We start from the raw sequence: 25,911 nt of genomic DNA, 5'->3' as shown, positions 1-25,911 counted from the left end.
CCGACAGCGGGAAGGAACTGAGTGATGGTCGCCATCAGAAGCGCGATTAACAGAACGGACAGAGAACGGATGATTGACCTGCGACGACGTACGGGGAGCACCCGCATAACGCCAACTCCGATCCACCGAAAATCCCTCGCAAGGAAACGGCATTGCCGGTGCGACATCCGAGGGAACGACTGCCGCACCGGATCGCCAAATTTAAAGGACGGCAAATCAGATGCGCAACCGTCGCATGATCGGCAACATGCCGGAGCGCGTACTAGCTGTAACTATTGGTGTCGGCGCCTTCGAAGAAGAAGCTACCGAACGTCACCGTCGGAAGGGTCGCAAACCGAACAAAGGTCCCAAAGCACCGATCCCCCTAACAACCTGCTACATCGCTGTAGAAGTTTAGGTCGCAATCCGCAACTCTGTGAGGCCAGACACACAGAGATACTTAACTGTGCCGAAACATCAAAGAGGTAAAAGGATGACCTCTCGCTCGGGGGAGGTTGCGCACCCGACGCCCGGTGTGCACCCTGACCGCAAGCGCGGGTCAGCTAGCGAGGCGGCTTCTGATCTCACTGGTGTAGTAGGCGGTGACCCAACTGCGGTATCCGTTCCGGGGATCGTTGGGGGCCCGCGACGAGGCGCGGATCTCATCGCGACGTGCACCTTCGGGGGCAGCAGTATTTCCGCAACCGAGCGACCGGGACGTAAGCCTGCCGGGCGGAATCGTGGTGGTCGCCCCGTCGACCCGCTCGGTCCGGCCTCGATGACCTAGCTGCGGCCGCGAAATGATCTTTGACGTGAGTTGGGTGCGACTACAGGCCGCTACTCCCAGACTTACGTGCCAGTGTTACTGGGTGTCACCATTTCGTGTTGGCGAGTTGGAACCACGGGGTTGAGGACAGCAGAGCCTTCTCAAGGCGATTTGCTGACAGGGCAGCCCGGCGCGTGCCATAGTCCTACCTCGTACCTTTCGCGAGGGCGATGCTGCCCTCGGTCGCCGGAGACGTTCCCGGCAGTCCCTTCTGTGATGCATGCATCGTCGCCCGTCCCGAGGAAGGTAAATACGAGGCGCATAGGTCGCGCATTTACCGGTATTTCGAGATCCGGATGTCGCCGTCTCCCCTTAGAGTGTCCAAAAGCCGGACCGGTGCGTCCCCACGTCGTTGACAGCTCAGCAGGTTTGCCTGCCCCAACGCACAGGAGCACATCGTCATGGGCCGTACGACGAGGTACCCGCCGCCGTTCCGGGCCCGCGCGATCGCCTACGTCACCCACATCCGCGACGACCACCCCTCCACCTGGCAGGCCATCAGGACCGTCGCCGACGCGCTCGGCATCAGCGCCGAGACCCTGCGCAGGTGGATCCGCCTCGCGGACACCGCACCCGACCAGCACCGGCAGTCATCCCGCCACCAGGCCGAACTCAGACACCTGCACGACCAGAACCCCCGGCTCCGCCAGGAGTTCTACCTCCTGCGGGCCTCCAGCACCAACCCCGCACCACTGCTGACCGCGGACCCCACCACGGGCGCCACACCACCGTCCATCCCGAAGGCGTCCCCGCGGCAGGCCGTGGCGAACCAACCCGGACCCGCCGGCACCCTGCCGAAGGAGCGCGCGGGTGAGCCGACCCCGATCACCATCACCCACCCCGCCACATCCGAGGCCAACGCCGACAGGACGGATTCAAATCGGCGGGTATGAGTAGGTCCGGCCGGCCTGGTCAGTGGCGGTGCGTCCGTGGCGCCACCGTGTCCCGGTCCTGCGGTTGATCCCGACTTCCCGGCACGCTGCCGAGTTGCTCACGCCCTGCGCCATCAGCAGAAGGTAGTGATCACGCTTGGCTGCCTGCGGCTCAGGGCCTCGCTTGCGGACGTTCCGCCGGGATCCGGTCATCGCAACACCTTTCAGGGCTGGTGTTGCAACCACCGTTAGAACCCAAGTCGGTAGGTGTGGCGCAAGAAGAATCCCTTCGAACCACCGAACCGTTCGCCTGGAGCGGCACCCGCGGTTCCAGCGGGATCAGACACCGGCCGGTCGCCTACCTGCCAGGTGAGCGGCAACGGATGCATGCTCATCAGCCGCGCCTCATGGAGAGCTCGGGTCTCCCGGCCCGACCACCTCGCCACCACCACCACTCCAGGCGCCTCCCTCGGAGAACCATCACCACCGTCGCTTCCCCCATCCCATGAGACCCCCGACAGCCTCAGCTCCCCGTTGACCAGATCGCGCAGGCCAGGGAAACAGGGAGTGGGATCGGACGGGAACACCGGCGCGGTGGCAGGCTTGCGCCGCGCGGCCACCGCCGCGCCTATCAGACGCTCGCGCGCTGTGTCGTCGTCCAAGCCGAAAAGATCCACCCCAATTAGCGGTCGCAAAAGGCCCGGCTGCGGGCAGTTCTCCACCCGCGCCACCAACAGACGCCGCTCTTCCCCGGTCGGATCACCCGCCCACACAGCTTGCCACTGCGCGGTCTCGATCGCCGACATCAAATACGCCGGCGACAACACCACAACTACTCGCGCCGAGGTTGAGAGTGCCGCCTGCGTCTCCTGCACAAGGCTCGACCCGACGACGAAGTCCCAGGCCCCCAGCACCACCCGAAAGCCGACGGCCTCCAACTGCCAGCCGATCCACTCCGCCCATGCCACGTCCGCGGTCGCATACGACACGAAAAAATCGGCGGCAGCGTCTGCTCCCATGACAGCCGACCGGCCTCCCCCTATGGCCATGCTCACAGACTGCCACAAGCTGTGAGGCGCCGTGGTTCGAGTGAGAGTCAGCCCAGCAACGGTGTAACTGAGATTGGTCGGACTACTGCGACCTGCGGTGAGCCGGCCGTCGAGGGTGATTGTCGCCGTGAGGGCTCAGGAGATCCTTGACGGTTCGTGCTCAACACATCCTTGGCTGCAGCCCTCTATCTGTGATCTTGTTCTGTCGGTTGTTCGTGGCGGAATGGGCGGGTTCGTGGATCAGCTGGCGAAGCGCTGTTGCATTCTGGGGATCCGGCGCAGGTCGGAGGCCTGCCCGCCACCGGTCAGACCGCGCTGGGCGTACTGTCATCCGCTTCGCTGCCTCAGAGCTACGCCCGCCCCGGTGGCGACGCCAACGTCAATCCATGTCCGAGGCGGCGACTGAGCCGTCGGCCACACCGGTCAGCGCGGCTCGATGATCATGTGGCGCCACCGGTCGATCTGCACGCGGGTCGCGCCGTGGGCGAGCAGGAAGCCGGCAGCTCCGCCGTGCGTGGCGTCCAGGAAGTCCAGCGCGCCGATGATCGCCTGGGGGTCGACCACGGGCGCGGGCGCCGACCGGCCAGCTGACGCCTGCTCACGAAGGTGCTGGTACTCCTCCCGATGCGCCAGCGCCTCGCGGACGAGCTGGATCCGCTCCGCGGTGGCGAGATAGTCCGCGATGATCGCCGCACGCTCGACGTCGGCGGCGGCCAGCAGCACGGCGACGGTGACACCCGTACGATCCTTGCCGGCGGCGCAGTGCACGAGCGCCGGTGCGCGGCTGCCCGAGACCAGGAAGTCCAGCACGCGGACCAACCCCGCACCAGCCGACTCGAGCATGGTCGCGTACAGCTTGGCGAAGTCGTAGCCGCCTGCCTGCCCGGGCCTCACCGACGGGTCGGTGAGGCCGGTGAGATCGAGCAGCGGCTCGTGAAGCCAGCTGATGCCGAGGCCCGAGAACCAGTCAGCTTCGCGGGGGTTCTCGAACGGCGCGCGCAGGTCCACGACGCCGCGCAGCCCCACCTGATCCCCGAGAACGGCGATGTCACCGGCGGTCAGGCTGTCCAGATTGTCGCCGCGCAGCAGTACTCCAGGTCGGACCACACCTCCAGCGGCGGCCAACCCGCCGAGGTCACGCACGTTGTAGGCACCGGCGAGATCGATCCAGCGAGGCACACGAGGAGCAGTCACCATACCGGCAACAATAGATAGTCGCGGGACTATAGTCACCCGACTAAAATCGCCTACCCGTTAGCACTGCAACGGGTGCACCCAGCGATCAGGAGATGGTCGGTCAGCGACCCCGATGATCTCAAGCTCGTCGTCGCCTGCCGGTGGGAGTCCGGTCCGGGTAGCTGCCAGGAGGCCCGGTAGCAGGCTGGCAGCTTCGGGGAGAAACTCCCGGGGTTGAAGCCCAGCGTCCAAAGCCCTTCAGGGGGAGCGAGTGGACGGTCCGCAGCATGAAGCGAAGCCTGCCACGTCGTTAGACACCAAGAGAGAGCCGAGCCGATCTGCGGGTAGACCGGGGCCGCCGGCGCCGATCTGATCTGGGTACCCGACTACGCGGCGGGCACCCCCTCGACGCCGCGCACGAGCGCGGCACCCGCCGCGACAACATCATCGACTGGCTCAAGGACCAGTGCGTCCGAGCAGCAACCCCCAGGACCGCCACCCCGAAATGACGGCCGCGCGGTCCCACGCCTGGAAGCCAGACACAGCGCCACCCCGGACACTCGCCGCGATCCGTAGGAACTCGCTGACCGTCGTGTCCTCCGGGCCGTGGGCGTGGTCCGAGGAGCGCCCTGCGACGCAGGGCGATAGCGACGTCCAACCCGCCCTCGCACTGCTCGACCGTCCGCCGATCAACTATCCATCTCAGCCGGGTCCATGGGGCGGAGGGATTATTCACGATGGCGTGAGTTCAGGTTCAGCTGTATTTTCGGGTCGTGGCGACCATCGCTTCGGATATCTAGTCGGCCGGGCGTTGGCTGATCCGATCAGGGCCCGGCTGGCTGCTGGCTCTTCGAGACCGCCCGGCGCATTCGGCCGGTCTGGCGGAGGCGATGGGGATCTGCCCGATGCGTGGGGGCGGTTGACGTAATTCCGCTTTACCGGCTGAAAGCGTCGAGCTGTGGCGATCGTCGGGTCCACGGATGACGAAACCCCGCCGTGTCACGTAGCGTGCCTGCGCATGTCTCCGCCTGACATTACGCTCGCAATCTTGGTTAACGGGCCCTTCCGGGGTGGCACGTTCATGGTGCGCCCCGGCCAGCCCCTCACGTTCGGTGCCTCGTGGCTGAACTCGCATCCCGTGGTCTACCGGCCCACGGACAGGGTCATCGCAACGATGGAAGGTGACGCGGTGGTCCTGCGATGCGCGCCTGCCGCTCTGCCGGCATCACGCATGGTTTCAGGTGACCGGGAACGGCCAGATCACCCGAACAGGCGTTTTCCGACCGGCTGGTGACGGTCGGTTGACCACGGTGTCGCGCCCCTGCGTGGCCGCGCGGGTGGCTCCAGAGCTACCTGGGCCGGTGGGGCTCGATCATCCAGGCCAGATCGCTGGGCTGGACGTGTAGATGGTCCGCTATCTCCTCGTACGTGCGGCCCGCGTCGATGGCCTCCAGGATCGCCTCACCGCGGATCGTCCGGAGATCCTTCGGTCCGGGGGTACCGTTCCAGAGCAGGTCGTTGGCGGTGACGGCCCGCAGCACCGGGTCGTCGATAGCACTCAGGCTGGGGATGGGAGTCACCGGCTCATGGTGGCGTTGCGGTGACCAGACGGCAAGCGGGATGTGTCCATTTGCTGTCAACTGTCGGTCATCCCACTCGCGGCGGCCGGATCGCCCATGGTCGTGGCCTTCTCCCGGATACCGGCAGGGTGCGGCGTGATCGCGCCGGCGCATCGTCGCGAGGGGCTGGACACAGGGCCCTCTGGAGCCGGGGCGCCGACGTCCTGGAGGCCCGGCTACGCGCTCATGGCGGAGTTGCGGTAAGCCGCCCATTACCGCCGACCGTGGCCACAAGGTGCGATTCCGCCGCCGTTCTTCACTCAGCTGGGCCGGCTTCCGTGGCGGCGGCGCGCAGGGCGGTCAGGATGTCGTGGTCGGCGGGGCTGCCTTGGAGCGCACCGGCCGTCTGGTAAAGGCGGCATTGCAACCCGTAGCTGGTGGCGCGCTCGGCGGTCGGGTCCACGTCGCGGCCGTTGATCCGTAGCGTCGGGGAGCCGAGGAACCTCGTGGTCTGCGCGGTCAGGTCGTCGTCGATCCGCCGTAGTAGTACGGGCTCGGACACGCCGTCCGCGTCGAGGAGGCGGCGCAGATGGTCCAGGAACCGGTCATGGTTCGGGCAGCCAGCGACATACAACACCTCGATCAACATCGCTCCTCCTCCACATGCGGCGAGGTGGACTTAGGGAAGGCGATTACCAAGCCACCGCAGGGGCCGGCCGACCAAGGCGCTCTCGTGCCAACGTCGCCGGATGACCAGGCTCCGGGCGGCGCGCAGCACGTCGCGTAGCCGGGCGGTTGGTGAGCGGTGTCGCGCGTCCTCTCGGCCGCGGGCCTGCTGGTGCAGGTAGTGCGCACAGGGCAGGCAGAGCCCGACCTCGGGATGGTTGCCAAGCCGCACCATGTCGGGCTCCGCGCAGCTGCATCCACAGCACCAGCACGCCTGCGGCTCGGCGGTGTCAGGCCCGGTACTCGCCTGGACGGTCGTCATCAACGTCCCTCCCTGTCGGTCGCGCGGTCAGATGCTCTGCCCGCGCGGCGAGAAGATCCTTAGCCTGCCGGTCTGGGTCGGTTCCTAGTCTGAGCAGCACCAGCCGGATCGGGTAGTCCCCGCCGCGGTTCAGGCCGAGACCGGCGCTCTCGCGGTGCTCGCTGTCAGCCCTCAGCGGTGGCACGCGCACGCTTGACCGCGGCATCGATCCGCCCGGACAGTGCCGAGGTGGACGCACCCGAACCAGACAGCGCGATCGAGCTCGGCGCCATCCATGCCGGCGACCTCGACGCCGTACGTCGTCTCATCACCGCCGCGCCCCAGCTGCTCAGCGGCCCTCTCGGGGGACCGTTCAAGACCCGCACCGCGTTGCATGTCGTGACTGACTGGCCGGGCTACTTCCCGAACGGCCCGCAGGTCGTGCGGATGCTGCTGGAAGCGGGCGCGGATCCCGACGGCCGCGGTCCGGGTGAGGAGACCCCGCTGCACTTCGCGGCCAGCAGCGACGACGCCGATGTCGCCGCGGCCCTGATCGACGGCGGCGCCGACCTGGAAACCCCTGACGGGTCGATCGGCAGCCCGCTGGACAACGCGATCGGCTAGTACTGAGTCGAAAATGACTCAGTACTAGGACGGGCGCGTCTGATGGATGTGTTGCATCGGCAGAGTCCGCTGTCCAGCGGCCGTCGATCGGTCATGATCGATTTGATGCGTCGGCGTCGTGGCTGTCCGCCGTGGTCCACCGCCAAACCAGCTGAGCCCGGACGGGGCCCTTCGGTCGGGCTTCGTCCTGGTACGGTGGCTGCGCACTTGCGCGCGCTAGTTTCGTAGTGCTAACGTTCGCCCGTCGGATTGGCTCGTAGGCGCGGAACCTGGGACCGACACCAGCGGGAACCGTGCCGACGCCACCATGCTTCTCGGCCCCGGCCGCACCGCGGACGACGTCAGGTCACGGGCGCTGCCCCGGTCCGCCGTCCTCGACTATCTCTGCGATCCTCCCCGCGCGCGCTGGACCCGAATTCCTCGCGCCGATGAAGGAGCCCCATGAGCAGCAGGTACCGTAGCCCGTTCGGCGTCCCCGGCGCCGCGCACTCCGGCGACACATCGCGCACCCCGTTCCGCACGCGGACCGGTCCGTTCCCGAGGAATCCGGGTAACGCCGCCCCGACATGCACCGAGGCTGCACGATGAGGGCGGTCCGGCTGCGGACGGAGTATCTCCACGAGCCGCTCGGCCTGGGCATCGCGGCTCCTCGTCTGTCCTGGAACACGCACGATGGCATCCAGCAGTCCGCATACCGGATCGTGGCGCGGCGTGCCGGCGACCTGGTGTGGGACAGCGGCACGGTCGCCTCAGCGAGGATGACGCACATTCCCTACGAGGGCGCCGTGCTCGGCAGCCGCGACCGCGTGGACTGGTCGGTCGTGCTGTGGGACGAGAACGGCGCCGCGGGGCCGGCGGCGACCTCGTCGTTCGAGCTCGGGCTGCTCGACCCGGCCGACTGGACGGCCGAGTGGATCACCGGTGACTACGAGCCCGAACAGAACGTCCGTTACCCGGTCGACCATTTCCGCCGCGAGTTCCTCGCGCCGCTGCCGGTGCGGCACGCTCGCCTGTACATCACCGCGGCCGGCGTCTACGAGGCCACGCTGAACGGCCGGCCCGTCGGCGACATCCGGCTTGCGCCCGGCGCCACCGACTACCGCCGTCGATTCCAGTATCAGACCTTCGATGTCACGGAGCTCGTCGGCCAGCGCAACGCCCTCGAGATACAGCTCGCTGACGGCTGGTACCGCGGCTCGGTCGGAGCCTTCGGCGTCACGAACGTGTTCGGGCGGCAGACCAAGGTGCTCGCCCAGCTCGAGCTCACCTACCAGGACGGCTCGACGGAGAGCATCGGCAGCGACGCGCGCTTCCGGTGGAGCAACGACGGGCCGAAGCGGTTCGCGGACCTGAAGGACGGCGAGGTCCACGACGCCCGACGCCGGGCAAGCCACTCCGGCCACGCGCGGGTGACGACCGATCCCGTGGTCCCCACCGCGTCCGACAACGTCGCGCCGACCGAGCACGAGCGCTTCCAGGCGCGGTTGCTGACCACGCCGAGCGGACAACGGGTGCTCGATTTCGGCCAGAACATCGCTGGCTTCGTCGCGTTCACCGTCTCGGGCAGCGAGGGCCAGCAGCTCACCCTGCGGATGGGAGAGATCCTCGACGCGGCCGGTGAGTTCACGCAGCGCAACTTCCAGCTACGTAAGCCGGTCGATGAGTTCGGGCCCGACGTCGAGGTGCTGCTCATGACCGGCGGGGAAGACCAGATCGAGGGAGAACTACAACCCACGCCCCGGCAGGAGATAGTGTTCACCGCGAGTGGCGGGGTCGACCACTATGTGACGCGGTTTGCCGTCTTCGGCTTCCGCTACGCGCTGGTGGACACCGACATCGATATCGACCCCGACGCTTTCGAGGCGATCGCGGTCTACTCCGACATGGAGCAGACCGGAACATTCACCTGCTCGAACGAGGGAGTCAACCAGTTTCTCGAGAACACCCGCCGGAGTATGAAGGGAAACGCCCTCGACGTGCCCACGGACTGTCCGACCCGCGAGCGCCTCGGCTGGACCGGAGACGCCCAGGTCTTCTTTGACACCGCGGCCTATCTCATGGATGTCGCCGCCTTTTTCCGCAAGTGGCTGCGGGACCTGAGCGACGGCCAGCTCGATGATGGGAAACCACCGGCGGTCGTCCCGTACAACGGCGTCGCGATGCTCTACGACAGCACGGGCGGCTCCGTCGGCTGGGCGGACGCCGTCGTGCTTGTGCCGTACCGGTACTGGAAGCGGTACGGCGACCGGAGCATCCTGAGCGACTGCTACGGCGCGATGCGCCGCTACGCGATGTTCATGATCGCGAATGTGGGCCCGCTCGACCCCGAGCGGGCGGCCGACAACCCGCACGCGGCCTATATCTACGAGAAAGGCGTGCATCTCGGCGAGTGGCTGGAGGCGGCTGAGTTCCGCGACCCAAGCCCGGGCCTGACCCCGATGCCGGAGGAGGCCACCGCGTACCTGCACTTCTCGATGCGTCACCTGGCGGAGATCGCGGCCGAGCTGGACGAGACCGCGGACGCCAAGCTGTTCACCGAATACGCCGACGGCGCGCGGGCGGCCTATCGTCACCTGTATCTCCACGCGGACACGACCGATACCGACCGGCAGGCGAAGATGGTGCGCCCGCTGGCGTTCGGCCTCGTCGAGGACACCGAACGGCGCCGCCTCGAGGAACGGCTTGTCCGGGCGGTCGAGAACCGGAGCCATCACGTCAACACCGGATTCCTGTCGACCGCGTTCCTGCTACCGACGCTCACCGCGGCCAACCGAGCCGACACCGCGTACCGCATGTTGGAGAACGAGGACGCGCCGAGCTGGCTCGCCGAGGTAAAGGCCGGCGCGACGACCGTCTGGGAGGACTGGGAGGGGGCGGCGAGCCACAACCATTACTCGCCCGGGGCCGTCTGCCAATGGCTGTTCGACACGGTCGCCGGCATCCGCGTCGCCGCCGAGCGGCACTTCGTCATCGCGCCTGTTCCAGGTGGCACGCTCACCCACGCCCAGGCGTCCTACACCAGCGTCTACGGCACCGTGACCAGCGCGTGGACACGAGCGGGCGCGGGCGTCGCGCTGACCATCACCATCCCGCCGAACACGACGGCCGACATCCGGCTGCCGGGCGGCGGCGCGTATGCCGTCGGACCTGGCACGCACCGGTACGCGGTGTGACCCCCAGCTCCGGGTGTGAACATCGCACAGCCGTCGGCTCGGCCTGAGGTTACGCGCTCGGCGGCCGGCGCGGCCGGACCGCTCGCGAGGCCGTCGGCCGGTGCTGCCATCCGCGCGGACCGGTCGCGGACCATCTGGGACGCGGCGCCGTTGGGCTCGACCCAGACGAAGGCGTAGTGCGACAGCGGCCTGCCGCTGTCGTCGACAAGGTTCACCGGGGAACCATGCCGGCGACGTCGTCGGCGACGTCGCGCAGCGCCTTGGTGACCTTGGCCAACCCCGACGTCGTGCGGTCACCCTCCTGGTCGCATTCCGTCGCCAAGCCGTCCGAACTTGCGCGCGCTAGTCCATGATGTTAGCTTCCGTCCTGTGCTTCCAGTCTTGGACGAGGAGTGTGCCGCAGCCTGGCGGCTCATCATCGAAGGACACTTCGGCGGCGTCGTCCCCGAGATGACCGAGGACGAGATCCCGAAGGCACGCGCGAGCAACATGCTGACCCGCGACCTCATGCTCAGTTTGTTTCCCTTCACCGAGCGGGAAATTACGTTCCCCGGGCCCGAGTCACCGATCACACTGTCCGTCTTCACCCCGGTCGGCCATGTGCCCGGCGGCCCGGGGATTGTCTGGATCCACGGTGGCGGCATGACCACCGGTGACCGCTTCTGGGCCTTTCCGGCTCTCCGGCTGGCGGCCGCAGCCGGGGCCGTCGTCGTGTCGGTCGAGTACCGCCTGGCGCCCGAGCATCCCGATCCGGCGCCAGTCGACGACTCCTATGCGGGCCTGTGCTGGACCGCCGCGCACGCGGCCGAGCTGGGGATCGACGGCGACGCGCTGGTCCTGGCCGGCAGCAGCGCCGGAGGTGGGATCGCCGCGGGGACGGCGTTACGCGTACGTGACGATGGTGGGCCCGCGCTTGCCGGCCTGCTGCTGTTGAGCCCGATGCTCGACGACCGTATGCGGACGGTCTCGGCCGGCATGGCCGGAGTGCTGCCGTGGAGCGGGGCCAGCAACAGAACCGGGTGGCGGATGCTGCTGGGCGACCGTTCGGGCACTGACGACGTCTCCATCTACGCCGCACCGGGCCGGGCAACGGATCTTTCCGGGCTTCCCCCCACCTTCCTCGACGTCGGCAGCGTCGACCTCTTCCGTGACGAGGGCGTCGCCTTCGCGTCGACGATCTGGGCGTCCGGCGGCGATGCCGAGATCCACGTATGGCCCGGCGGATTTCACGGGTACGAGGACCTGGCGCCAGCCGCGGCGCTCTCCGTCGACACCATCGCCACCCGCGAGCGGTGGCTCACCCGCACCCTCACCCGCGCCCACGGCCAGCCGGGCAGCCGGCCCGAGGACGAGCGAGCGGCCCGTGACACCGAGGCCCCCCAGCCGCCCGGCGCGGACTCGGCGGCTCGGTCGGGGGCCACCCTGGCCGAGATACAGATCAGGGATCCGTTTCTCGTCACGCCCGCGAACAGCACCCAGTACGTCCTGTTCGGCAGCACCGATCGTGACATCTGGCAGGGACCCGCGACCGGCTTCGACTGCTGGACCAGCACGGACCTGCGGACCTGGCACGGCCCCGTCGCCGCCTTCCGGCCACCGGCCGGCTTCTGGTCGACAAGCCAGTACTGGGCGCCAGAGGTGCACGAGTACGCCGGCCGCTGGCACATGCTGGCCACGTTCGGCGGGCCGGACGTCATCCGCGGCACGGCGGTCCTGGTCGCGGACGCGCCCACCGGGCCCTTCGAGCCGTGGAGCGAGGGACCGGTGACGCCCCCCGATTGGGAATGTCTCGACGGGACGCTGCACGTCGACGCCGCTGGCCAGCCATGGATGGTGTTCTGCCGAGAATGGGTCCAGGTCGGCGACGGAGAGGTCCTCGCCCAACGACTGACGAGTGACCTCAGATCGGCCGCGGACGAGCCGCCGGTGTGCCTGTTCCGCGCCTCGGCGGCGCCCTGGGCCCGCTCGATAGGAGCGCTGGAAGACGGCCGGCTCGCCTACGTCACCGACGGTCCGTTCCTGCACCGGACCTCGGATGGCACCCTGCTCATGCTCTGGTCGAGCCTCGGCGAGCGCGGGTACGCGATGGGCGTGGCACGCTCGGAGTCCGGGCACGTGCTCGGGCCGTGGACGCAGGAGCCCGTGCCGCTGTGGCCCGAGGACGGGGGCCACGGCATGATCGCCGCAATGCGCGACGGCGGCCTAGCCCTGCTGCTGCACGCCCCGAACGAGACTCCCCGGGAGCGCGTGGTCATCTGCCGGCTGCGCGAGGTCGCGGGCGGCATTGATCTTGCTCTATCGGCGGATGACTGACCTGGCAATGCGCTGTTACCACCCGGCTCGGCGCCGGCCGTTCAGGATGACGACCGACCGGCGCCAAGGCATCAGTATTCCTCATTCCTCGCGCTGCTGGATATCGTCACGCAGACCATCGAGCAGTATCGGCGGGCCGCCACGGCCACCAAGCCATCACCAGGGTCAGCACCAACCGAGTGGCCGCTTACAGGCTTGTTCACTGCGACGACCGGATGGCCCAGACGGAGTCGAACGGCGTCTGGGACGCGACCTGGTGGCGGTTCACGCTCGCGTGGGAAAGCCCGCAGATCGGCAACGAAGCTCTCCGAGTAGCAGGCCGGTGTTAGAGAAGCCTCGCGGAGTACGGACGATCCGCGACCCTGCGCACCCGGCGAAGGCGTAACGGGACGGACACCACGGTGGCAGACGTGAAAGGGAGCTCAGGTGGAGCGGACCATGCTGAGCGTGCTCAGCCCGGCAGGTGAGGTGACGCTGACCGGCGACGGGCCGTGCGCGGTGGGCCGTTCGCACGGAGTCGACATCATCATTCGGGACAGCAGGGTCTCCCGCCGCCATCTAGTCCTCGAACCGACGGACGCCGGCTGGCTCGTCCGGGACACGAGCCTCAACGGGCTATGACAGGCCGGACAGCGCATGGACAACGTCACCGCCGTGGACCTGGCCGAGACACGGTTCCGGCTCGGTGCCCCCGACGGCCCCGAAATCATCCTCACACCCTTCACAGGCGATGGGGACGTCACCACCATCGCCGGGTCCCGGTCTGCCGACGTCGACACAACCTTCGACGACCAGCCACGGCTGCACCCGCTTCGGCCTGGAACGCTGCGCCTGGGCCGCGCCCACGGCAATGACATCACCGTCTCGGACCTGCTCGCCTCACGACACCACGCCGAACTACACATTCGCGGCGAAATTGCGGAAATTGTCGACCTCGACTCGGCGAACGGAACGTTCGTCAACGGCCCGGATTGGCCGCGCCCGGCTGGGGCAACGCGACGTCATAGCAATCGGCCATCACCTGTTCCGGCTCGAAGGTGACTCGCTCATCGAGTATGTCGATTCCGGGGACGTCGCCTTCGAGGTGCAGTCGCTGTCGGTGTTCGCCGACTCGAAGCAGCTCCTGCACGACACGACGTTCCGGCTGCCGGGCCGCTCGCTGCTCGGCGTGGTCGGTCCCAGCGGAGCGGGCAAATCCACCCTGCTCAACGCCCTGGCCGGCTTCCGCCCTGCGGACCAGGGCGCCGTCCACTACGCCGGCCGGGACTTCTACGCCGAATACGACGAACTGCGTCGGCGGATCGGGTACGTGCCACAGGCCGACCCGCAGCACGCCCAGCTGACCATCCGGGAAACCCTGGAGTACGGCGCCGAGCTGCGTTCCCCGGCAGACACGACGGCACGGGAACGCCACGCCCGGGTCGAGGAGGTCATCGGCAAGCTCGGCCTTACCGCGCACGCCGACACCCCGGTCAGCCGGCTCTCCGGTGGGCAGAAGAAGCGGACGCCGGTCGCGCTGGAGCTGCTGACCCGCCCGTCGCTTCTGTTCCTCGACGAGCCGACCGCGATTACTCGGATTCGACCAGCGGCGGGAGGGTTCCGGCCGGCGCCTGCACGTCCCGCGTCTCCTGCCGCGCCTCCCGTCTGGCCTCCTGCCTGATCCGGGCGAGGAGCTCCCGGCGGTTCTCCCCGGCCAGCGCGACGGACCGCATCTCGCTGAGCGCCCGGCGGTACCTGTCGACCTGCTGCGGCTCGTCGATGTCGACGGGGAGGCGTCGAGCGAACAGTGCCCGGTTGGCCAGGCCGGTCAGGGGGTCATGGAACGCCTGGTAGTTCAGCTGTTTCTCGCGTTCCCGCACCGCTGCCAGGAGGCGGGTGTTCTCGGCGAGGGTGATCATCTGTCGGGCGAACGCCAGGGCCAGCGGTGACACCGCGCCGTTGTTTGTTCCAGACCTGGTAGCCGGTTTAGCGCGGATTCGCGAGGATGGCCTGTACGGCCCCCTTGGACCGGATAAGGTCAGAAACCATCACGCGTTTGAAGTCCCGTATCTTGCGGACTGGGAACGGGGATCTTCAAGCGCCCATCCTTTCTCCTGGCCCACCACGAAAGGTCCACCACGGAGCCACGGAGTACCACATATTCCGGAAATATATCGCACGTAATACGGCCACTTCCGCTCTCCGGGGTTGGGGAGCCGGGCGGGCATGCCAGGTTCGGGGGCTGCCGTTCCCTGCCACGCCCGCCCGGTATCTGAGGTGGCTACTCGCGGCCGAACGGCTGGCCCTGCCGCCCCTGATCAGCCTGCTCACCGCCGAAACGCTCACCGGACTGCCCACCCTGGCCAACGCCGACGCCGACGCCGACCAGTTCTCGCAGCCGGTTCTCGACGTACCGCTCGCTGTGGTTGGACTTGTCGGCGATCCGTGCGATCAGGTCATTGACACCCGTCGCGGCATCCACATCCGATGCGCTGACCTGGCCGAACTGGTCGAGCAGACGGTAGCGAAGCTGCCGCCAGTTCTGACGCAGCTGCTGCTCCACCTGCCGACGCTCCTGCTGCTCCTGCTGAGTCATCCCGCTCCTCTTTCGCCGTAACATTTATTCCTTGGAAACGACCCGGGGGGAACGCTACCCAGCGGTTCGCGGATTCGCGAGCCCGGCCGTAGCGGCGGCGTGGCTACCGCCATCGCGCACAACGGGAACGTCTCACACGACAAGCCCGCATAGGACCATGAGGTCGATGGGCATGCTGCCCGTAAAGAATAGGCCTGGCCGAGCTCAGGCGATCCCCCGACGGCGGGGCCACGATCATACATATACTTCGTTCCGCTCGTCTGCGATATACCAGACCACGGAGGCCGCTGCTGCGATCGCGGTAACGGCGACAGAGGCGAAGGAATGACACAAGTCGCCAGCATCGGTCAGACCTAATGTCACTACAGACCTTGAAAGGTCTGGGTCACGGGGGTTAGGGGCCGGAATGACGCTCCACTGGCCACCCGCGTGGTGGCTCAGGCCGTCGGCTGCGCAGACCAGCAGAGCGTCCAGCCGGTGCACCTGCCACCGGACCAGCGACAACGTCGGCAGACAGGTGCGACGGCAGTCATCGGTCCGCCCCGGCGATGGCCGATAGAGATCACCACGACTGCCTCGGCGGCTCCTCCCGCTGGCGGTCGTTGCCGATCCAGGGCCAGTTGCGGACAGCACACACCCGTCGCAGATCCCCCACGACGACTAGTTGCTGAATTCTGCAACTTCTAAGATAATACTGCCGCGATGTTGCCGGGCGGCCGCGCGAGGGGGCGGCCGGGCGGGCTTGGCGTCATGGACGGTGAACGTGGCTGTACTGGCTGAGAGGGGTGCCCTGGTGGTGGTTCCGCTGCATCAGGTGAAGGCGGAGTTCTTCCGCATGTTGGGGCATCCCGTTCGAATCCGGGTGCTGGAGTTGCTGGTGGACGGGCCGACACCGGTACGGGATCTGCTGTCGAAGATCGAGGTGGAGCCACCGAACCTGTCACAGCACCTCGCGGTGTTGCGCCGCTCGGGCCTTGTGACGGCGACCCGGCAGGGGCCGACCGTGGTGTATGCGCTGGCGGGTGGGGATGTGGCCGATCTGATGGGGGCCGCACGGCGGATCCTGACGGAGGTGGCGGCAGGGCAGGTCGGTTTGTTGGAACAGCTGCGCGAAGCCGAAGCCGAAGCCGGCCGGTCATGAGAGTGCCACGGAGACGGCGACCTATGCCGCCGGCTCGGCGGCCTGGAGACGTGGGGGCGGTCGCGTGACGTCCCGCGGATCGGCCCGGGTGAATCCGGCGTTCGGTCTCGCGGTGTATGTGTCCGCGCAGGCTCGACCGGCTCTCGAGACGGTCCTCGCGCGGGCCCCGGGCATGGTGGTTGTTCAGGCGGATGATCCCGGTCCGGACAGCTGCCGGCGGATCACCGTGGACGCGGACAGCGGGTCGACCCTGTTGTGGCTGGTGCACGCACTGCAGGAGACGTTGGGGGCCGAGCTTCTCCATACCGAGGATCCGGTGTTCGCGGTCGCGTCCACGGGGAAGCTCGGTCAGTCGCTGCGGGCGTCGATCGCGACGGGGCGGGACCTGGCGTTGTTGGACGTGGACGCGGACCGTCGCGTGGTCCGCCATCTGTCCACCCATCCAGGGCAGATCGACAGATTCAGCGGCCGGACCCGCAGAGTGGCCTTGCTCAGCGATGCCAGCGCGGTGCTGGACTTCGAGCCGTTGCCGGCCAGCGCCTCATTGCCGGCAGTGGAATCCCAGGCGGTCCACCTGCACCGGGAGACCGGTTTCGATGTTGTTCCGATCCCGATCACGGTCGACGGTCCCGACGAGCTCGCCTTACTGGTCCGCATGATTGATGCGGGGTTCGGTGCGTCGGTGCTGGTGCACACGCATGTCCGCCACATCGACGCGGTTCGCGCCGCCCTGCGGTCCGCTCCCGCGCCGCATCCGGTGCTCCTCGACACCATCAACGATGGTTTCGCCGTGGCGGCCGCGGCAGCTGCCCTGAACCATCTGCGACGTCAGGGGGTCGGACCGGGGCAGGCTCGGGTGGCCGTCGTCGACCCGCACCGCGGTGGGGATCTCGCCGGTCTCCTGCTGGCCGCCGGCATCGGCGATCTGATGTTGTATGACCCGGTCATCTACGGTGTGCAGTTGCTGCACCAGCTCGCGGACCGTCTCGATCTCATCGTCGACCTGATCGGTCTGGCGGCACCCCCCGCAGGTCCCGCGGTGTTGCGCGCCCGGCCCGAGGCACCACCCCGTCTCACCCAGGCGACCATGCAGCCACGGCCCCTGCACGCGCTGCCGGGCCTGCTGCGCGCCGCCGTGACCGCCCGCCGCTCGATCACCATGGCTGCTCGCGTCGCCGCGGTCCACGCTGTGGCGGAGCAGGCCCCCTTCGGCGCTCTGCTTCCACGACCGGACCATCCCCAGCTCGTGTCGGCTGTTTCGGACGCCGCCCTGTCAGTGCTGTCCACTCCCTGATCCCGACGGACCCGCCCAACCGCCCCGCATCCATGTCCACCACTTGCAGATATTAGCAATTCAACATTACTGGAGGCAGTGACATCATCATGGCTATATGTATGCGGGACGCCGCCCGTCCGCAGGTCCGGTCCGGCTGCCCTGTCCCCAGGGCAACGTGGTGAACACGGGGCTTACCTCACAGGCGGTCTCGCTCCGTGCGTTGCCCTACCGGTATGAGCTGGCCGCATACCGGTACCGGCCGACCCAGAACCTGCTCGCGGGTGTCATCGTCGCGGTCGTCGCGCTCCCGCCGGCGTGGGGTCTCGGTGTCGCCTCCGGAGCGGGAGCCTCGGCGGGGCTCATCGCCGCGATCGTCGCCGGTGCCATCGCGGCGAAGACCGGGACAGACCGTGAGATGCAACGCCGTGCTCGTGATCGGCACAGCGGATTCGTCGCTCGCGTTCATGGCCGGGCACCAGCGGACGGAGTCGGCAGGGACATCGTTGAGAACGCGAGTGGACGCGCGCAGACGGACGTGGGCACCTCGGGGTGTCCAGCGCATCTGCTGTTTGTGGACCACGCGTCCGCCGATGATCTGGTTGGCGGATTCAACGGTGAACGCGTCTGTCTGCCTGGTGCCGAGGCAGCGCCACCAGCGGAGGCTGGGCAGGGTGCTGGGTGCGCAGCACGATCGCGCGGCTGTTTGTACGTCGGTTGGCGCGGGCGCAGGCCGGGCAGTAGGCCTGGTCGGAGAAGGCGGTGTCGACCTAGCTGGCGAGGACCTGGTGGGCCGCTGCGACCCGCATCCCGGCGCTGAGCGGACCGTCCACGCACGCCGACCTCGACGAGGGCGGAGGCAGGTCCATCTTCACCGTCGACGACACGCCGACCCACCCCCTTCCTGGCGCACCGTCTCCCAGGGAAGCGCCGCGGGGCAGGGTGTGGTCGACCGCGGCCCGGTCAAAGGCGTAAATGCAGTCCGGGCCAGCATGTTGGTCCTTCCCTCGCGATGGCCTGCCAGGTCTCCCAGCAGCTCGGTCATCCGCGCCGCGCCCACAGGCGGCAGGTATGCCCGGCACAGCACCGGGAACGCCGCGGGTCTGCCGCTGCCCTCCAGAACAGCAGCACGCTCCACCGCCGCAGACCGGGCACTGCCGACCCGGGGCTCGCGCGGAAGGCGTGGCTTCGACGATGCAGCATCGGTCGTCGAAGGGCTGTTGCGCGCCCCAAAGTCCGGACGCGATCGCGATGCGCCCTGCTTGGGGCTGTCGACCTACCCGCAACAACACATGGATGACCTTCCCTCTCAACTATCTGACGACTTCATCAGATAGTTGAGATACAGTTCGATCGTCTTACAGTCTGCCGAAGGAGTGGGAGATGCCCGTCACGATCCCGGGCCTGCAAGCGACACCGACGACACATCCGGCGTTGCTGGAGTGGGTCGCCACGATCGCTGATCTCACCCAGCCCGACCGGGTTCACTGGTGCGACGGCAGCGACGCCGAGTACGACCAGCTCTGCGCGGAACTCGTCGACAGGGGCACGTTCCTGCGCCTCGCCGAGGACAAGCGGCCCGGCAGCTACCACGCCGCGAGCGACCCCCGTGATGTCGCTCGCGTCGAGGACCGCACCTTCATCTGCTCGAAGAGCCGGGACGACGCCGGTCCGACGAACAACTGGACCGACCCGGACGAGATGCGCAGCACCCTGCGGGGCCTGTTCGCCGGGTGCATGCGTGGCCGCACCATGTACGTCGTCCCGTTCTGCATGGGACCGCTCGGGTCCCCGATCTCCGCACTCGGCGTCGAGATCACCGACTCGGCCTACGTCGCGGTCTCGATGCGTGTCATGACCCGCATGGGCCGACCGGCCCTCGAGCAGCTCGGACAGGACGGCTTCTTCGTCCCCGCCGTGCACAGCGTCGGCGCGCCGCTCCAGCCCGGGCAACCCGACGTCGCCTGGCCCTGCAACCCCACCAAGTACATCGTCCACTTCCCCGAGACCCGGGAAATCTGGAGTTACGGCTCCGGCTACGGCGGCAACGCCCTGCTGGGCAAGAAGTGCTACGCGCTACGGATCGCCTCGGTGATGGCCCGTGACGAGGGCTGGCTCGCCGAGCACATGCTGATCCTCAAGCTCACCGGGCCCGACGGGAACGTCCACTACATCGCGGCTGGGTTTCCCAGCGCCTGCGGCAAGACCAACCTCGCCATGCTCGTCCCTACCATCCCCGGCTGGAAGGTCGAGACGGTCGGGGACGACATTGCCTGGATGCGCTTCGGAGACGACGGACAGCTCCGCGCCGTCAACCCCGAGGCCGGTTTCTTCGGCGTTGCGCCGGGCACCGGCCGGACGACCAACCCCAGCGCCATCGACACGATCCGCAGCAATGCGATCTTCACGAACGTTGCGAGGACCGACGACGGAGATGTGTGGTGGGAAGGGCTGACCGAGAACCCCCCTGCGCATCTCCTCGACTGGCAGGGCCGGGACTGGACACCGCAGTCCGTAACGCCGGCCGCGCATCCCAACGCACGTTTCACCGCCCCCGCCGGCCAATGTCCGACGATCGCCGCGGAATGGGCCGACCCGGCCGGCGTTCCGATCTCGGCGATCCTGTTCGGTGGCCGGCGCGCCACCGCAGTGCCGCTGGTCGTCGAGTCCACCTCCTGGCAGCACGGTGTCTTCCTCGGCGCCACCGTCTCCTCCGAGACCACCGCCGCGGCGGCCGGGACGATCGGTGAGCTGCGCCGCGACCCGTTCGCCATGCTCCCGTTCTGCGGCTACAACATGGGCGACTACTTCACCCACTGGCTGGCGGTCGGCGACCAGCCCGGGGCGCGGCTGCCGCGTATTTACCACGTCAACTGGTTCCGCCGAAACCCCGACAGCGGCGCGTACCTGTGGCCCGGCTACGGCGAGAACAGCCGCGTCCTCGCCTGGATCATCGGCCGGCTCGACGGGTCCGCCGAAGGTCGGGTGACACCGCTCGGTGTGGTCCCCACCCCCGAAGCGCTCGACGTCACCGGCCTGGACGTGACCGCAGACGACATCGACCTGCTCCTGTCCGTGGACCGGGCCACCTGGGAACACGAAACCGACTCGATCCGGCGATATTTCGTCGGTCTTGGCCCCCGCGTGCCCGACGGCCTCTGGGTCGAACTCGCGGCCCTCGCCGACCGGCTCCGTTGATGGCGATGTCCCCCGTCCCATCGCCGCCCCGGGCGTCAACAGGCCCGGTCAGCGTCGCAGCCTGGCGGCGGTGCCCCCCCCCATACAGCTGGCCGTCCTGTCAGCAGGACTGGTCTGGCGACACCACCGTCCACCGATGCCCGCTCGATGACTGAACGACGCCGTTCCAATCTGATGAAGTTGTAAGGTTGTCGAGTCACGTGACGGGCTGTTGGGCTGATGTCGTTCCTGACAGGCGAATAATGGCTGGAGGGAGAGGTCATATGGCGACGCCGTTGTACAAGCTGAAGGCGGAGTTCTTCCGGACCCTGGGCCACCCGGCACGTATCCGGGCGTTGGAGCTGCTCAGCGAACGGGAGTGGTCGGTGAGCGAGCTGGTGCCCGAGGTCGGACTGGAGGCATCGCATCTGTCCCAGCAGCTCGGGGTCCTGCGTCGCGCCGGGCTGGTGACGACCCGCAAGCAGGGCAACACCGTGTTCTACGCGGTGGCGTCGCCGGAGATCGTGACGTTGCTGGCGGTGGCCCGCTCCATCCTGACCGGCGTGCTCCACGAGCAGGCCGACCTCCTGCGGGACCTCCTCGCCACCGAGCACTGACCCTCCTGACGGAACCGCGGCCACGCCTGGCCACGACCATCGAAACGGTGATCCCCTCTCAGGACACCGAGAGGCTGCCCGCCCCACCCCAGTCGACAGCGCAAGGAAAGGCCCGTGATCGGGGGCACCTCACGGACATCGTTACGTTCGCCACGTGGAGAGAGGACCTGCTCAGTGGTCGGCACTCTGAGCGCCTCGCGTCTTTCAGGAGTCTACGGGTTCCACGATCCACGTCGGTGGCGCGGACCCGTTTCCAACTGCGACACAGGACATGGCCGGACCTCCCGGAAACATCCGCGATCTCCGGCACCGGACATGGATGCCGCTTGACATGGATGCCGCTTGACATGGGTCGTCTTCTTCACGGACAGGTCCAGGCGCCGCTCACAGATCTGAACGCCTCCGACGGGACCGCGGTGGAAAAGCTCGCAGAATTCATCACCCGGGGTAAGGAGAACGGTTTCGTCACTCCGGAGGACGTTGCCACCGCGCTCCTCGACGCAGAGCTGCCGCCCGAAAGAAGCGACCTCGTCCTACGGCTGCTCGCAGACGACGGTATCGAGGTCCTCGACGAGGCCGACAACGACGCTTCAGACACACCTGGGCGGCGTCGCGCCCCGGAGGAACACGCGTCCGCGATGCCGACCTCGGATCCGGTGCGGATGTATCTCAAGACCATCGGCCGCGTGCGACTGCTGACCGCAGCGGAAGAGGTCGACCTCGCGAAACGGATCGAGGCGGGCCTGTTCGCCTCCGAGAAGCTTGCCACCATCCGAAGGATCTCCCCGCAGCTGCGTCAGGACCTGCAGGTGATCGAGCAGGACGGGCAGATCGCCAAGCACAAGCTGGTGGAGGCGAACCTGCGCCTCGTGGTGTCCATCGCCAAGCGGTACGTCGGCCGGGGCATGCTGCTGCTGGACCTGATCCAGGAAGGCAACCTGGGTCTGATCCGGGCGGTGGAGAAGTTCGACTACACAAAAGGCTACAAGTTCTCCACCTACGCCACCTGGTGGATTCGGCAGGCTGTCACGAGGGCCCTCGCGGATCAGGGGCGTACCATCCGGATCCCGGTACACATGGCCGAGATGGTCAACAAGGTGACGCGAATCCAACGGCAGCTCCTGCAGGAATTAGGCCGAGAACCTTCACCGGAAGAGATCGCCACACAGGTCGACCTCGCCCCGGACAGAGTGGAGGAGATTCTCAGGATCGCACAGACACCGGTCGCCCTGGAGACCCCGATCGGCGCGGAGCAGAACTCCCAACTCGGAGACTTCATCGAGGACGACGACGCGGTTGTTCCCTTCGAAGCGGCAAGTTCCGTCCTCCTGCAGGAGCACATCGAATCGGTCCTCCACACCCTGCCCGCGCGGGAAAGGAAAGTCATCCAACTCCGGTTCGGTCTGGCAGACGGCCAACCCAGGACGCTGGAGCAGGTAGGCCGGGAATTCGGGATATCGCGGGAAAGGATCCGGCAGATAGAGTCAAGAACCCTGGCGAAGCTCAGCCACCCGGCACGTTCACAACGCTTACGCGACTACCTGGCATAGCGTCCAGACAGGACCGGGGCGCAGGGTCTGCGTGTCCAGCCGCCGTTGCCGGCAGGAGGAACCTGCGGAGACTGTTGAGGTCTGAGGAAGCCCATACTCCGCCTTCTCCTCTCTGCCGCGTATCACCTCGGCCCGACGGTCGGGTTCGGTGCGATCTCCAACGTCACACCGAACCCGACCGGGGTCTCGCACCCACGGCACCGCGAACTGAAGAAACTATTCCTCATCATCTCCACCCGGATGGGTACGGAGATCCACATCCTGACGATGATCGGATTGTTCATGTACCCGACCACTCCGCCCGTCCTCAGCGCCCCCGCCCTGCCACGATGAATACCGCCTCCTCACGGTGGATAGCGTTGCCTGGTCGGTTCCTGCCCGGCCGGGCCGATGCGCTGGCCATGCGCCGTCAACCCGGCCGCGATCTGATCGCGGGGATGACCGTCGCGGTGGTCGCCCTGCCCCTCGCGCTCGGATTCGGCGTCTCCTCCGGCCTGGGCGCAGCCGCGGGACTCACAACCGCCATCGTCGCGGGCGCGGTCGCGGCCATCTTCGGCGGATCCAACCTCCAGGTTTCCGGACCCACCGGGGCCATGACCGTGGTGCTCGTACCGATCGTGCACGACCACGGTCCGGGTGGGGTACTGACCGTCGGCCTGCTCGCCGGCATGATCCTGCTCGCGCTCGCCGTCCTTCGCGTCGGCCGCGCCATGCGCTACGTACCGGCCCCTGTGGTGGAAGGATTCACCGCAGGTATCGCCGCGGTGATCTTCCTTCAACAGGTTCCCGCCGCCTTGGGAGTACATCCACAGAACCAGGACACGGTGACCGCCGTCGCCTGGGGGGCCATCACCGATTTCGCCCACCGGCCGCGCTGGACCGCCCTCGCCCTCGCCGCCGCCGTCGTGGCGTTCATGCTCGCAGGCGCCCGGATACGACCCACCGTGCCGTTCTCGCTGATCGCCGTCGCCACCGCCTCCATCCTGGTCGCGGTGACCGGGTGGGACGTCGCCACGCTGGGCGCACTGCCCGCGACCCTACCCAGTCCCTCCCTCGGGTTCCTCGACATCTCCGCCATCCCGACCCTCGCGGCGTCGGCGGTGGCAGTCGCCGCGCTGGCCGCCCTGGAAAGCCTGCTCTCCGCCAGCGTCGCGGACGCGATGACGTCCCAAGAACAGCACGACCCCGACCGCGAACTGTTCGGCCAAGGCCTGGCCAACCTCATCGTTCCGCTGTTCGGCGGAGTACCCGCCACCGGTGCGATCGCCCGCACCGCCGTCAACGTCCGCTCCGGAGCATCCTCGCGCCTCGCGGCCCTCACCCACGCCCTGCTCCTCGCCGGGATCATGCTCGTAGCGGCGCCCCTCGTCGCGTACATCCCGCTGGCCGCGCTCGCCGGTGTCCTCCTCGCCACCGCCCTACGGATGGTGGAGATCGCCTCGTTGCGGGCCCTCGGCCGCACATCACGCTCCGACGCGGCCGTCATGACACTGACCGCCACAGCGACCATCGCTCTCGACCTCGTCATCGCCGTCCTCCTCGGCCTCGTCACCGCCGGAGCCCTCGCAGTACGGCAGATCGCCCGCAGCGCGCGCCTGGAAGAGGTACCCCTGGACACAGCCGATCATCACGACGCCGACCAGGCACTTCTCACCGACCACGCGCTACTCACCGAGCACATCGCCGTCTACCGCATCGACGGACCCATGTTCTTCGCCGCCGCCCACCGCTTCCTTCCCGAACTCACCGCCATCGCAGACGTCAAGATCCTCATCCTCCGGCTTTCCAGAATCAGCGCGATCGACGCCACCGGCGCGATCGTTCTACGCGACATCATCGACCGTCTCGAACACCGCGGCACGACCGTCTACCTTTCCGGCCTGCGCCCCGAGCACACAAAAGCCCTGGATGCCATCGGTCTGCTCGACCGACTGGAAAAACAGGGGCACCTGTTCGACTCCGCCGCAGCGGCCATCCAGACCGCCCGAAACCATCTCCACCACACCGGCACCATCCCGGAACAAGGACAACCACTCCCGGCGCACAGCACCATCCTCCCCGGACCCGAGGCATGATCGGGTGAACGGCTGCGACGCTTTCAAGGGCCCACCGGCATAGCGCCGGCAGATCGGATGCGTCCCCGAGACGTTCATTCGCGGACAGGAGGCGGCGATGCCATCGAGGATCCCGTCGACGGCCGTGGTCCAGATAAACGACTTAGGACCATTATTTCAGGTGTTTCCCCATGTGTGGATGTTGACTTCGAGGGCAGCCGCGGCCCGGTGCACCGAGCGGCGCAGCCCGCAGGTGAGCAGCTCGGCGCACCAGCGTTCGACAATGTTGATCCACGAGGCCGAGGCCAGGGAAGGTGAGGTGGAGCCGGCGGGTGACGCAGCAGCCAGTTCTTCACCACCGGCCACTTGCAGGTCGAGTATTCGCCCAGGACCAGGGGCAACTCCGACCAGTAAGGCCCGATGCATCGATGGCCCTGAGGAAAACGCAGGAAATTCTGGCGGCCGTTTCAGGCGTGAACACAACACGCGAACTTCAGGAATTCGCAACGATTGGAAGGGGTCGTTCCATGGGACGCGGTCGAGCGAAAGCGAAGCACACGAAAACCGCCCGCAAACTCAAGTACACATCCCCCAGCCTGGATCTCGACCGACTCCAGTCAGACCTCAGCAGCGCCCCCGCCTGGGAGCATGACGACCACGATGAACTCCTATCCCCAGACCCGCGGATTCCCGACACCGCGGAGGAGCACGGGGAGCCGGCCACCTAAACCCCAACCCGGCACGTCCCGCGCAATACACGGCAGCAGGTTTCGGATAGGACATCCAACCTCCGACGGGAATCGGCGTCGACGAGGATCTCGGCGAAACGGCGCTGGCGACGCGACATCGTCCACGCCCAGCACCCGGACACCGCGGGCCGGCGAGAGCGGCACGCGCCACGCAGGACGCCCATGGCAGTACCAAGCACGACACCGCAGCAGCAATAACGCCAGGAAGACAATGAAGATCACCGGGCGACGTACAGG

The 25,911-nt window shown here is 67.6% G+C and carries 19 protein-coding genes and 2 pseudogenes; 13 read left to right on the top strand and 8 right to left on the bottom strand.

Annotation, left to right across the window (positions count from 1 at the left end):
• Positions 1-1,206 precede the first annotated feature (1,206 nt).
• Complete coding sequence (locus ACG83_RS40430) at positions 1,207-1,698, top strand: transposase (RefSeq protein WP_054571524.1); 492 nt, start codon at positions 1,207-1,209, stop codon at positions 1,696-1,698.
• Here ACG83_RS40430 and ACG83_RS48320 read toward each other — a convergent pair.
• The 6 genes from ACG83_RS48320 to ACG83_RS43545 form a co-directional block, all read right to left on the bottom strand.
• Positions 1,681-1,812, bottom strand: a complete 132-nt coding sequence (locus tag ACG83_RS48320) for a helix-turn-helix domain-containing protein (protein ID WP_369812959.1) — start codon at positions 1,810-1,812, stop codon at positions 1,681-1,683. The two genes, ACG83_RS40430 and ACG83_RS48320, sit on opposite strands and share 18 nt — an antisense overlap.
• Before the next feature lie 113 nt (positions 1,813-1,925).
• Positions 1,926-2,696: a toll/interleukin-1 receptor domain-containing protein gene (locus ACG83_RS40425; RefSeq protein WP_054571523.1), complete on the bottom strand. Its 771-nt coding sequence runs from the start codon at positions 2,694-2,696 to the stop codon at positions 1,926-1,928.
• 453 nt (positions 2,697-3,149) lie between these two features.
• Positions 3,150-3,905: a tyrosine-protein phosphatase gene (locus tag ACG83_RS40420; protein WP_235498510.1), complete on the bottom strand. Its 756-nt coding sequence runs from the start codon at positions 3,903-3,905 to the stop codon at positions 3,150-3,152.
• 1,346 nt (positions 3,906-5,251) lie between these two features.
• Positions 5,252-5,482 (bottom strand): hypothetical protein, encoded by a 231-nt coding sequence (locus tag ACG83_RS40415; RefSeq protein WP_054571521.1) that lies wholly within the window; start codon positions 5,480-5,482, stop codon positions 5,252-5,254.
• Between the two features lie 295 nt (positions 5,483-5,777).
• Positions 5,778-6,110, bottom strand: a complete 333-nt coding sequence (locus tag ACG83_RS40410; protein WP_054571520.1) for a hypothetical protein — start codon at positions 6,108-6,110, stop codon at positions 5,778-5,780.
• 30 nt (positions 6,111-6,140) lie between these two features.
• Complete coding sequence (locus tag ACG83_RS43545; protein WP_076828523.1) at positions 6,141-6,449, bottom strand: hypothetical protein; 309 nt, start codon at positions 6,447-6,449, stop codon at positions 6,141-6,143.
• Between the two features lie 192 nt (positions 6,450-6,641).
• Between ACG83_RS43545 and ACG83_RS40400 the strand changes: the two genes are divergently transcribed.
• The 4 genes and pseudogenes from ACG83_RS40400 to ACG83_RS40380 form a co-directional block, all read left to right on the top strand.
• The gene (locus ACG83_RS40400) at positions 6,642-7,052 is read left to right on the top strand and encodes an ankyrin repeat domain-containing protein (protein WP_054571518.1); all 411 of its coding nucleotides are present in this window, start codon (positions 6,642-6,644) and stop codon (positions 7,050-7,052) included.
• A gap of 584 nt (positions 7,053-7,636) precedes the next feature.
• Entirely contained in the window at positions 7,637-10,225 is a 2,589-nt protein-coding gene (locus ACG83_RS40395) for a family 78 glycoside hydrolase catalytic domain (protein WP_054571538.1), read from the top strand.
• 369 nt (positions 10,226-10,594) lie between these two features.
• On the top strand, positions 10,595-12,538 hold the full coding sequence (locus ACG83_RS48315; protein WP_200931473.1) for an alpha/beta hydrolase fold domain-containing protein: 1,944 nt from the start codon (positions 10,595-10,597) through the stop codon (positions 12,536-12,538).
• A gap of 426 nt (positions 12,539-12,964) precedes the next feature.
• Positions 12,965-14,105, top strand: a pseudogene (locus ACG83_RS40380) (ATP-binding cassette domain-containing protein); the annotation flags it as partial.
• 202 nt (positions 14,106-14,307) lie between these two features.
• Here ACG83_RS40380 and ACG83_RS45095 read toward each other — a convergent pair.
• Both ACG83_RS45095 and ACG83_RS40370 read right to left on the bottom strand, forming a co-directional pair.
• Positions 14,308-14,475: pseudogene (locus ACG83_RS45095) on the bottom strand (GGDEF domain-containing protein); the annotation flags it as partial.
• A 323-nt stretch (positions 14,476-14,798) separates the two neighbouring features.
• Positions 14,799-15,113 carry a hypothetical protein gene (locus ACG83_RS40370; RefSeq protein ID WP_054571516.1) on the bottom strand — a complete coding sequence of 105 codons (315 nt, stop codon included), beginning with the start codon at positions 15,111-15,113 and terminating at the stop codon, positions 14,799-14,801.
• A gap of 793 nt (positions 15,114-15,906) precedes the next feature.
• On the opposite strand from ACG83_RS40370, the gene ACG83_RS40365 reads away from it, so the two are divergent.
• The 8 genes from ACG83_RS40365 to ACG83_RS43540 all read left to right on the top strand — a co-directional run bounded on the left by ACG83_RS40365 (position 15,907) and on the right by ACG83_RS43540 (position 25,653).
• The gene (locus ACG83_RS40365) at positions 15,907-16,254 is read left to right on the top strand and encodes a helix-turn-helix transcriptional regulator (protein ID WP_054569750.1); all 348 of its coding nucleotides are present in this window, start codon (positions 15,907-15,909) and stop codon (positions 16,252-16,254) included.
• Between the two features lie 88 nt (positions 16,255-16,342).
• Complete coding sequence (locus tag ACG83_RS40360; RefSeq protein WP_083473970.1) at positions 16,343-17,548, top strand: malic enzyme-like protein; 1,206 nt, start codon at positions 16,343-16,345, stop codon at positions 17,546-17,548.
• Between the two features lie 97 nt (positions 17,549-17,645).
• Positions 17,646-18,347, top strand: a complete 702-nt coding sequence (locus ACG83_RS48310) for a SulP family inorganic anion transporter (RefSeq protein WP_076828507.1) — start codon at positions 17,646-17,648, stop codon at positions 18,345-18,347.
• 563 nt (positions 18,348-18,910) lie between these two features.
• Entirely contained in the window at positions 18,911-20,725 is a 1,815-nt protein-coding gene (locus ACG83_RS40350) for a phosphoenolpyruvate carboxykinase (GTP) (RefSeq protein ID WP_054571514.1), read from the top strand.
• 263 nt (positions 20,726-20,988) lie between these two features.
• Positions 20,989-21,321 carry a helix-turn-helix transcriptional regulator gene (locus ACG83_RS40345; protein ID WP_006544955.1) on the top strand — a complete coding sequence of 111 codons (333 nt, stop codon included), beginning with the start codon at positions 20,989-20,991 and terminating at the stop codon, positions 21,319-21,321.
• Positions 21,322-21,668: 347 nt separating this feature from the next.
• Positions 21,669-22,871 (top strand): RNA polymerase sigma factor RpoD, encoded by a 1,203-nt coding sequence (gene rpoD, locus ACG83_RS40340; RefSeq protein ID WP_235498509.1) that lies wholly within the window; start codon positions 21,669-21,671, stop codon positions 22,869-22,871.
• 329 nt (positions 22,872-23,200) lie between these two features.
• The gene (locus tag ACG83_RS40335) at positions 23,201-24,946 is read left to right on the top strand and encodes a SulP family inorganic anion transporter (protein ID WP_054571512.1); all 1,746 of its coding nucleotides are present in this window, start codon (positions 23,201-23,203) and stop codon (positions 24,944-24,946) included.
• A gap of 407 nt (positions 24,947-25,353) precedes the next feature.
• Entirely contained in the window at positions 25,354-25,653 is a 300-nt protein-coding gene (locus tag ACG83_RS43540; protein ID WP_369812958.1) for a DUF3073 family protein, read from the top strand.
• The last annotated feature ends 258 nt before the right edge of the window (positions 25,654-25,911 follow it).

Source organism: Frankia sp. R43, from assembly GCF_001306465.1.
Lineage (GTDB): Bacteria > Actinomycetota > Actinomycetes > Frankiales > Frankiaceae > Parafrankia > Parafrankia irregularis.
The sequence above is the reverse complement of the archived record's forward strand: the minus strand, read 5'-3'. Positions and strand labels throughout refer to the sequence as shown.

Coding starts and splice junctions, on each gene's coding strand:
- ACG83_RS40430 (WP_054571524.1), top strand. CDS start 1,207: ATGGGCCGTACGACGAGGTACCCGCCGCCGTTCCGGGCCCGCGCGATC.
- ACG83_RS48320 (WP_369812959.1), bottom strand. CDS start 1,812: ATGGCGCAGGGCGTGAGCAACTCGGCAGCGTGCCGGGAAGTCGGGATC.
- ACG83_RS40425 (WP_054571523.1), bottom strand. CDS start 2,696: ATGGGAGCAGACGCTGCCGCCGATTTTTTCGTGTCGTATGCGACCGCG.
- ACG83_RS40410 (WP_054571520.1), bottom strand. CDS start 6,110: ATGTTGATCGAGGTGTTGTATGTCGCTGGCTGCCCGAACCATGACCGG.
- ACG83_RS43545 (WP_076828523.1), bottom strand. CDS start 6,449: ATGACGACCGTCCAGGCGAGTACCGGGCCTGACACCGCCGAGCCGCAG.
- ACG83_RS40395 (WP_054571538.1), top strand. CDS start 7,637: ATGAGGGCGGTCCGGCTGCGGACGGAGTATCTCCACGAGCCGCTCGGC.
- ACG83_RS40370 (WP_054571516.1), bottom strand. CDS start 15,113: ATGACTCAGCAGGAGCAGCAGGAGCGTCGGCAGGTGGAGCAGCAGCTG.
- ACG83_RS48310 (WP_076828507.1), top strand. CDS start 17,646: ATGTATGCGGGACGCCGCCCGTCCGCAGGTCCGGTCCGGCTGCCCTGT.
- ACG83_RS40350 (WP_054571514.1), top strand. CDS start 18,911: ATGCCCGTCACGATCCCGGGCCTGCAAGCGACACCGACGACACATCCG.
- ACG83_RS40345 (WP_006544955.1), top strand. CDS start 20,989: ATGGCGACGCCGTTGTACAAGCTGAAGGCGGAGTTCTTCCGGACCCTG.
- rpoD (WP_235498509.1), top strand. CDS start 21,669: ATGGGTCGTCTTCTTCACGGACAGGTCCAGGCGCCGCTCACAGATCTG.
- ACG83_RS40335 (WP_054571512.1), top strand. CDS start 23,201: ATGAATACCGCCTCCTCACGGTGGATAGCGTTGCCTGGTCGGTTCCTG.
- ACG83_RS43540 (WP_369812958.1), top strand. CDS start 25,354: ATGGCCCTGAGGAAAACGCAGGAAATTCTGGCGGCCGTTTCAGGCGTG.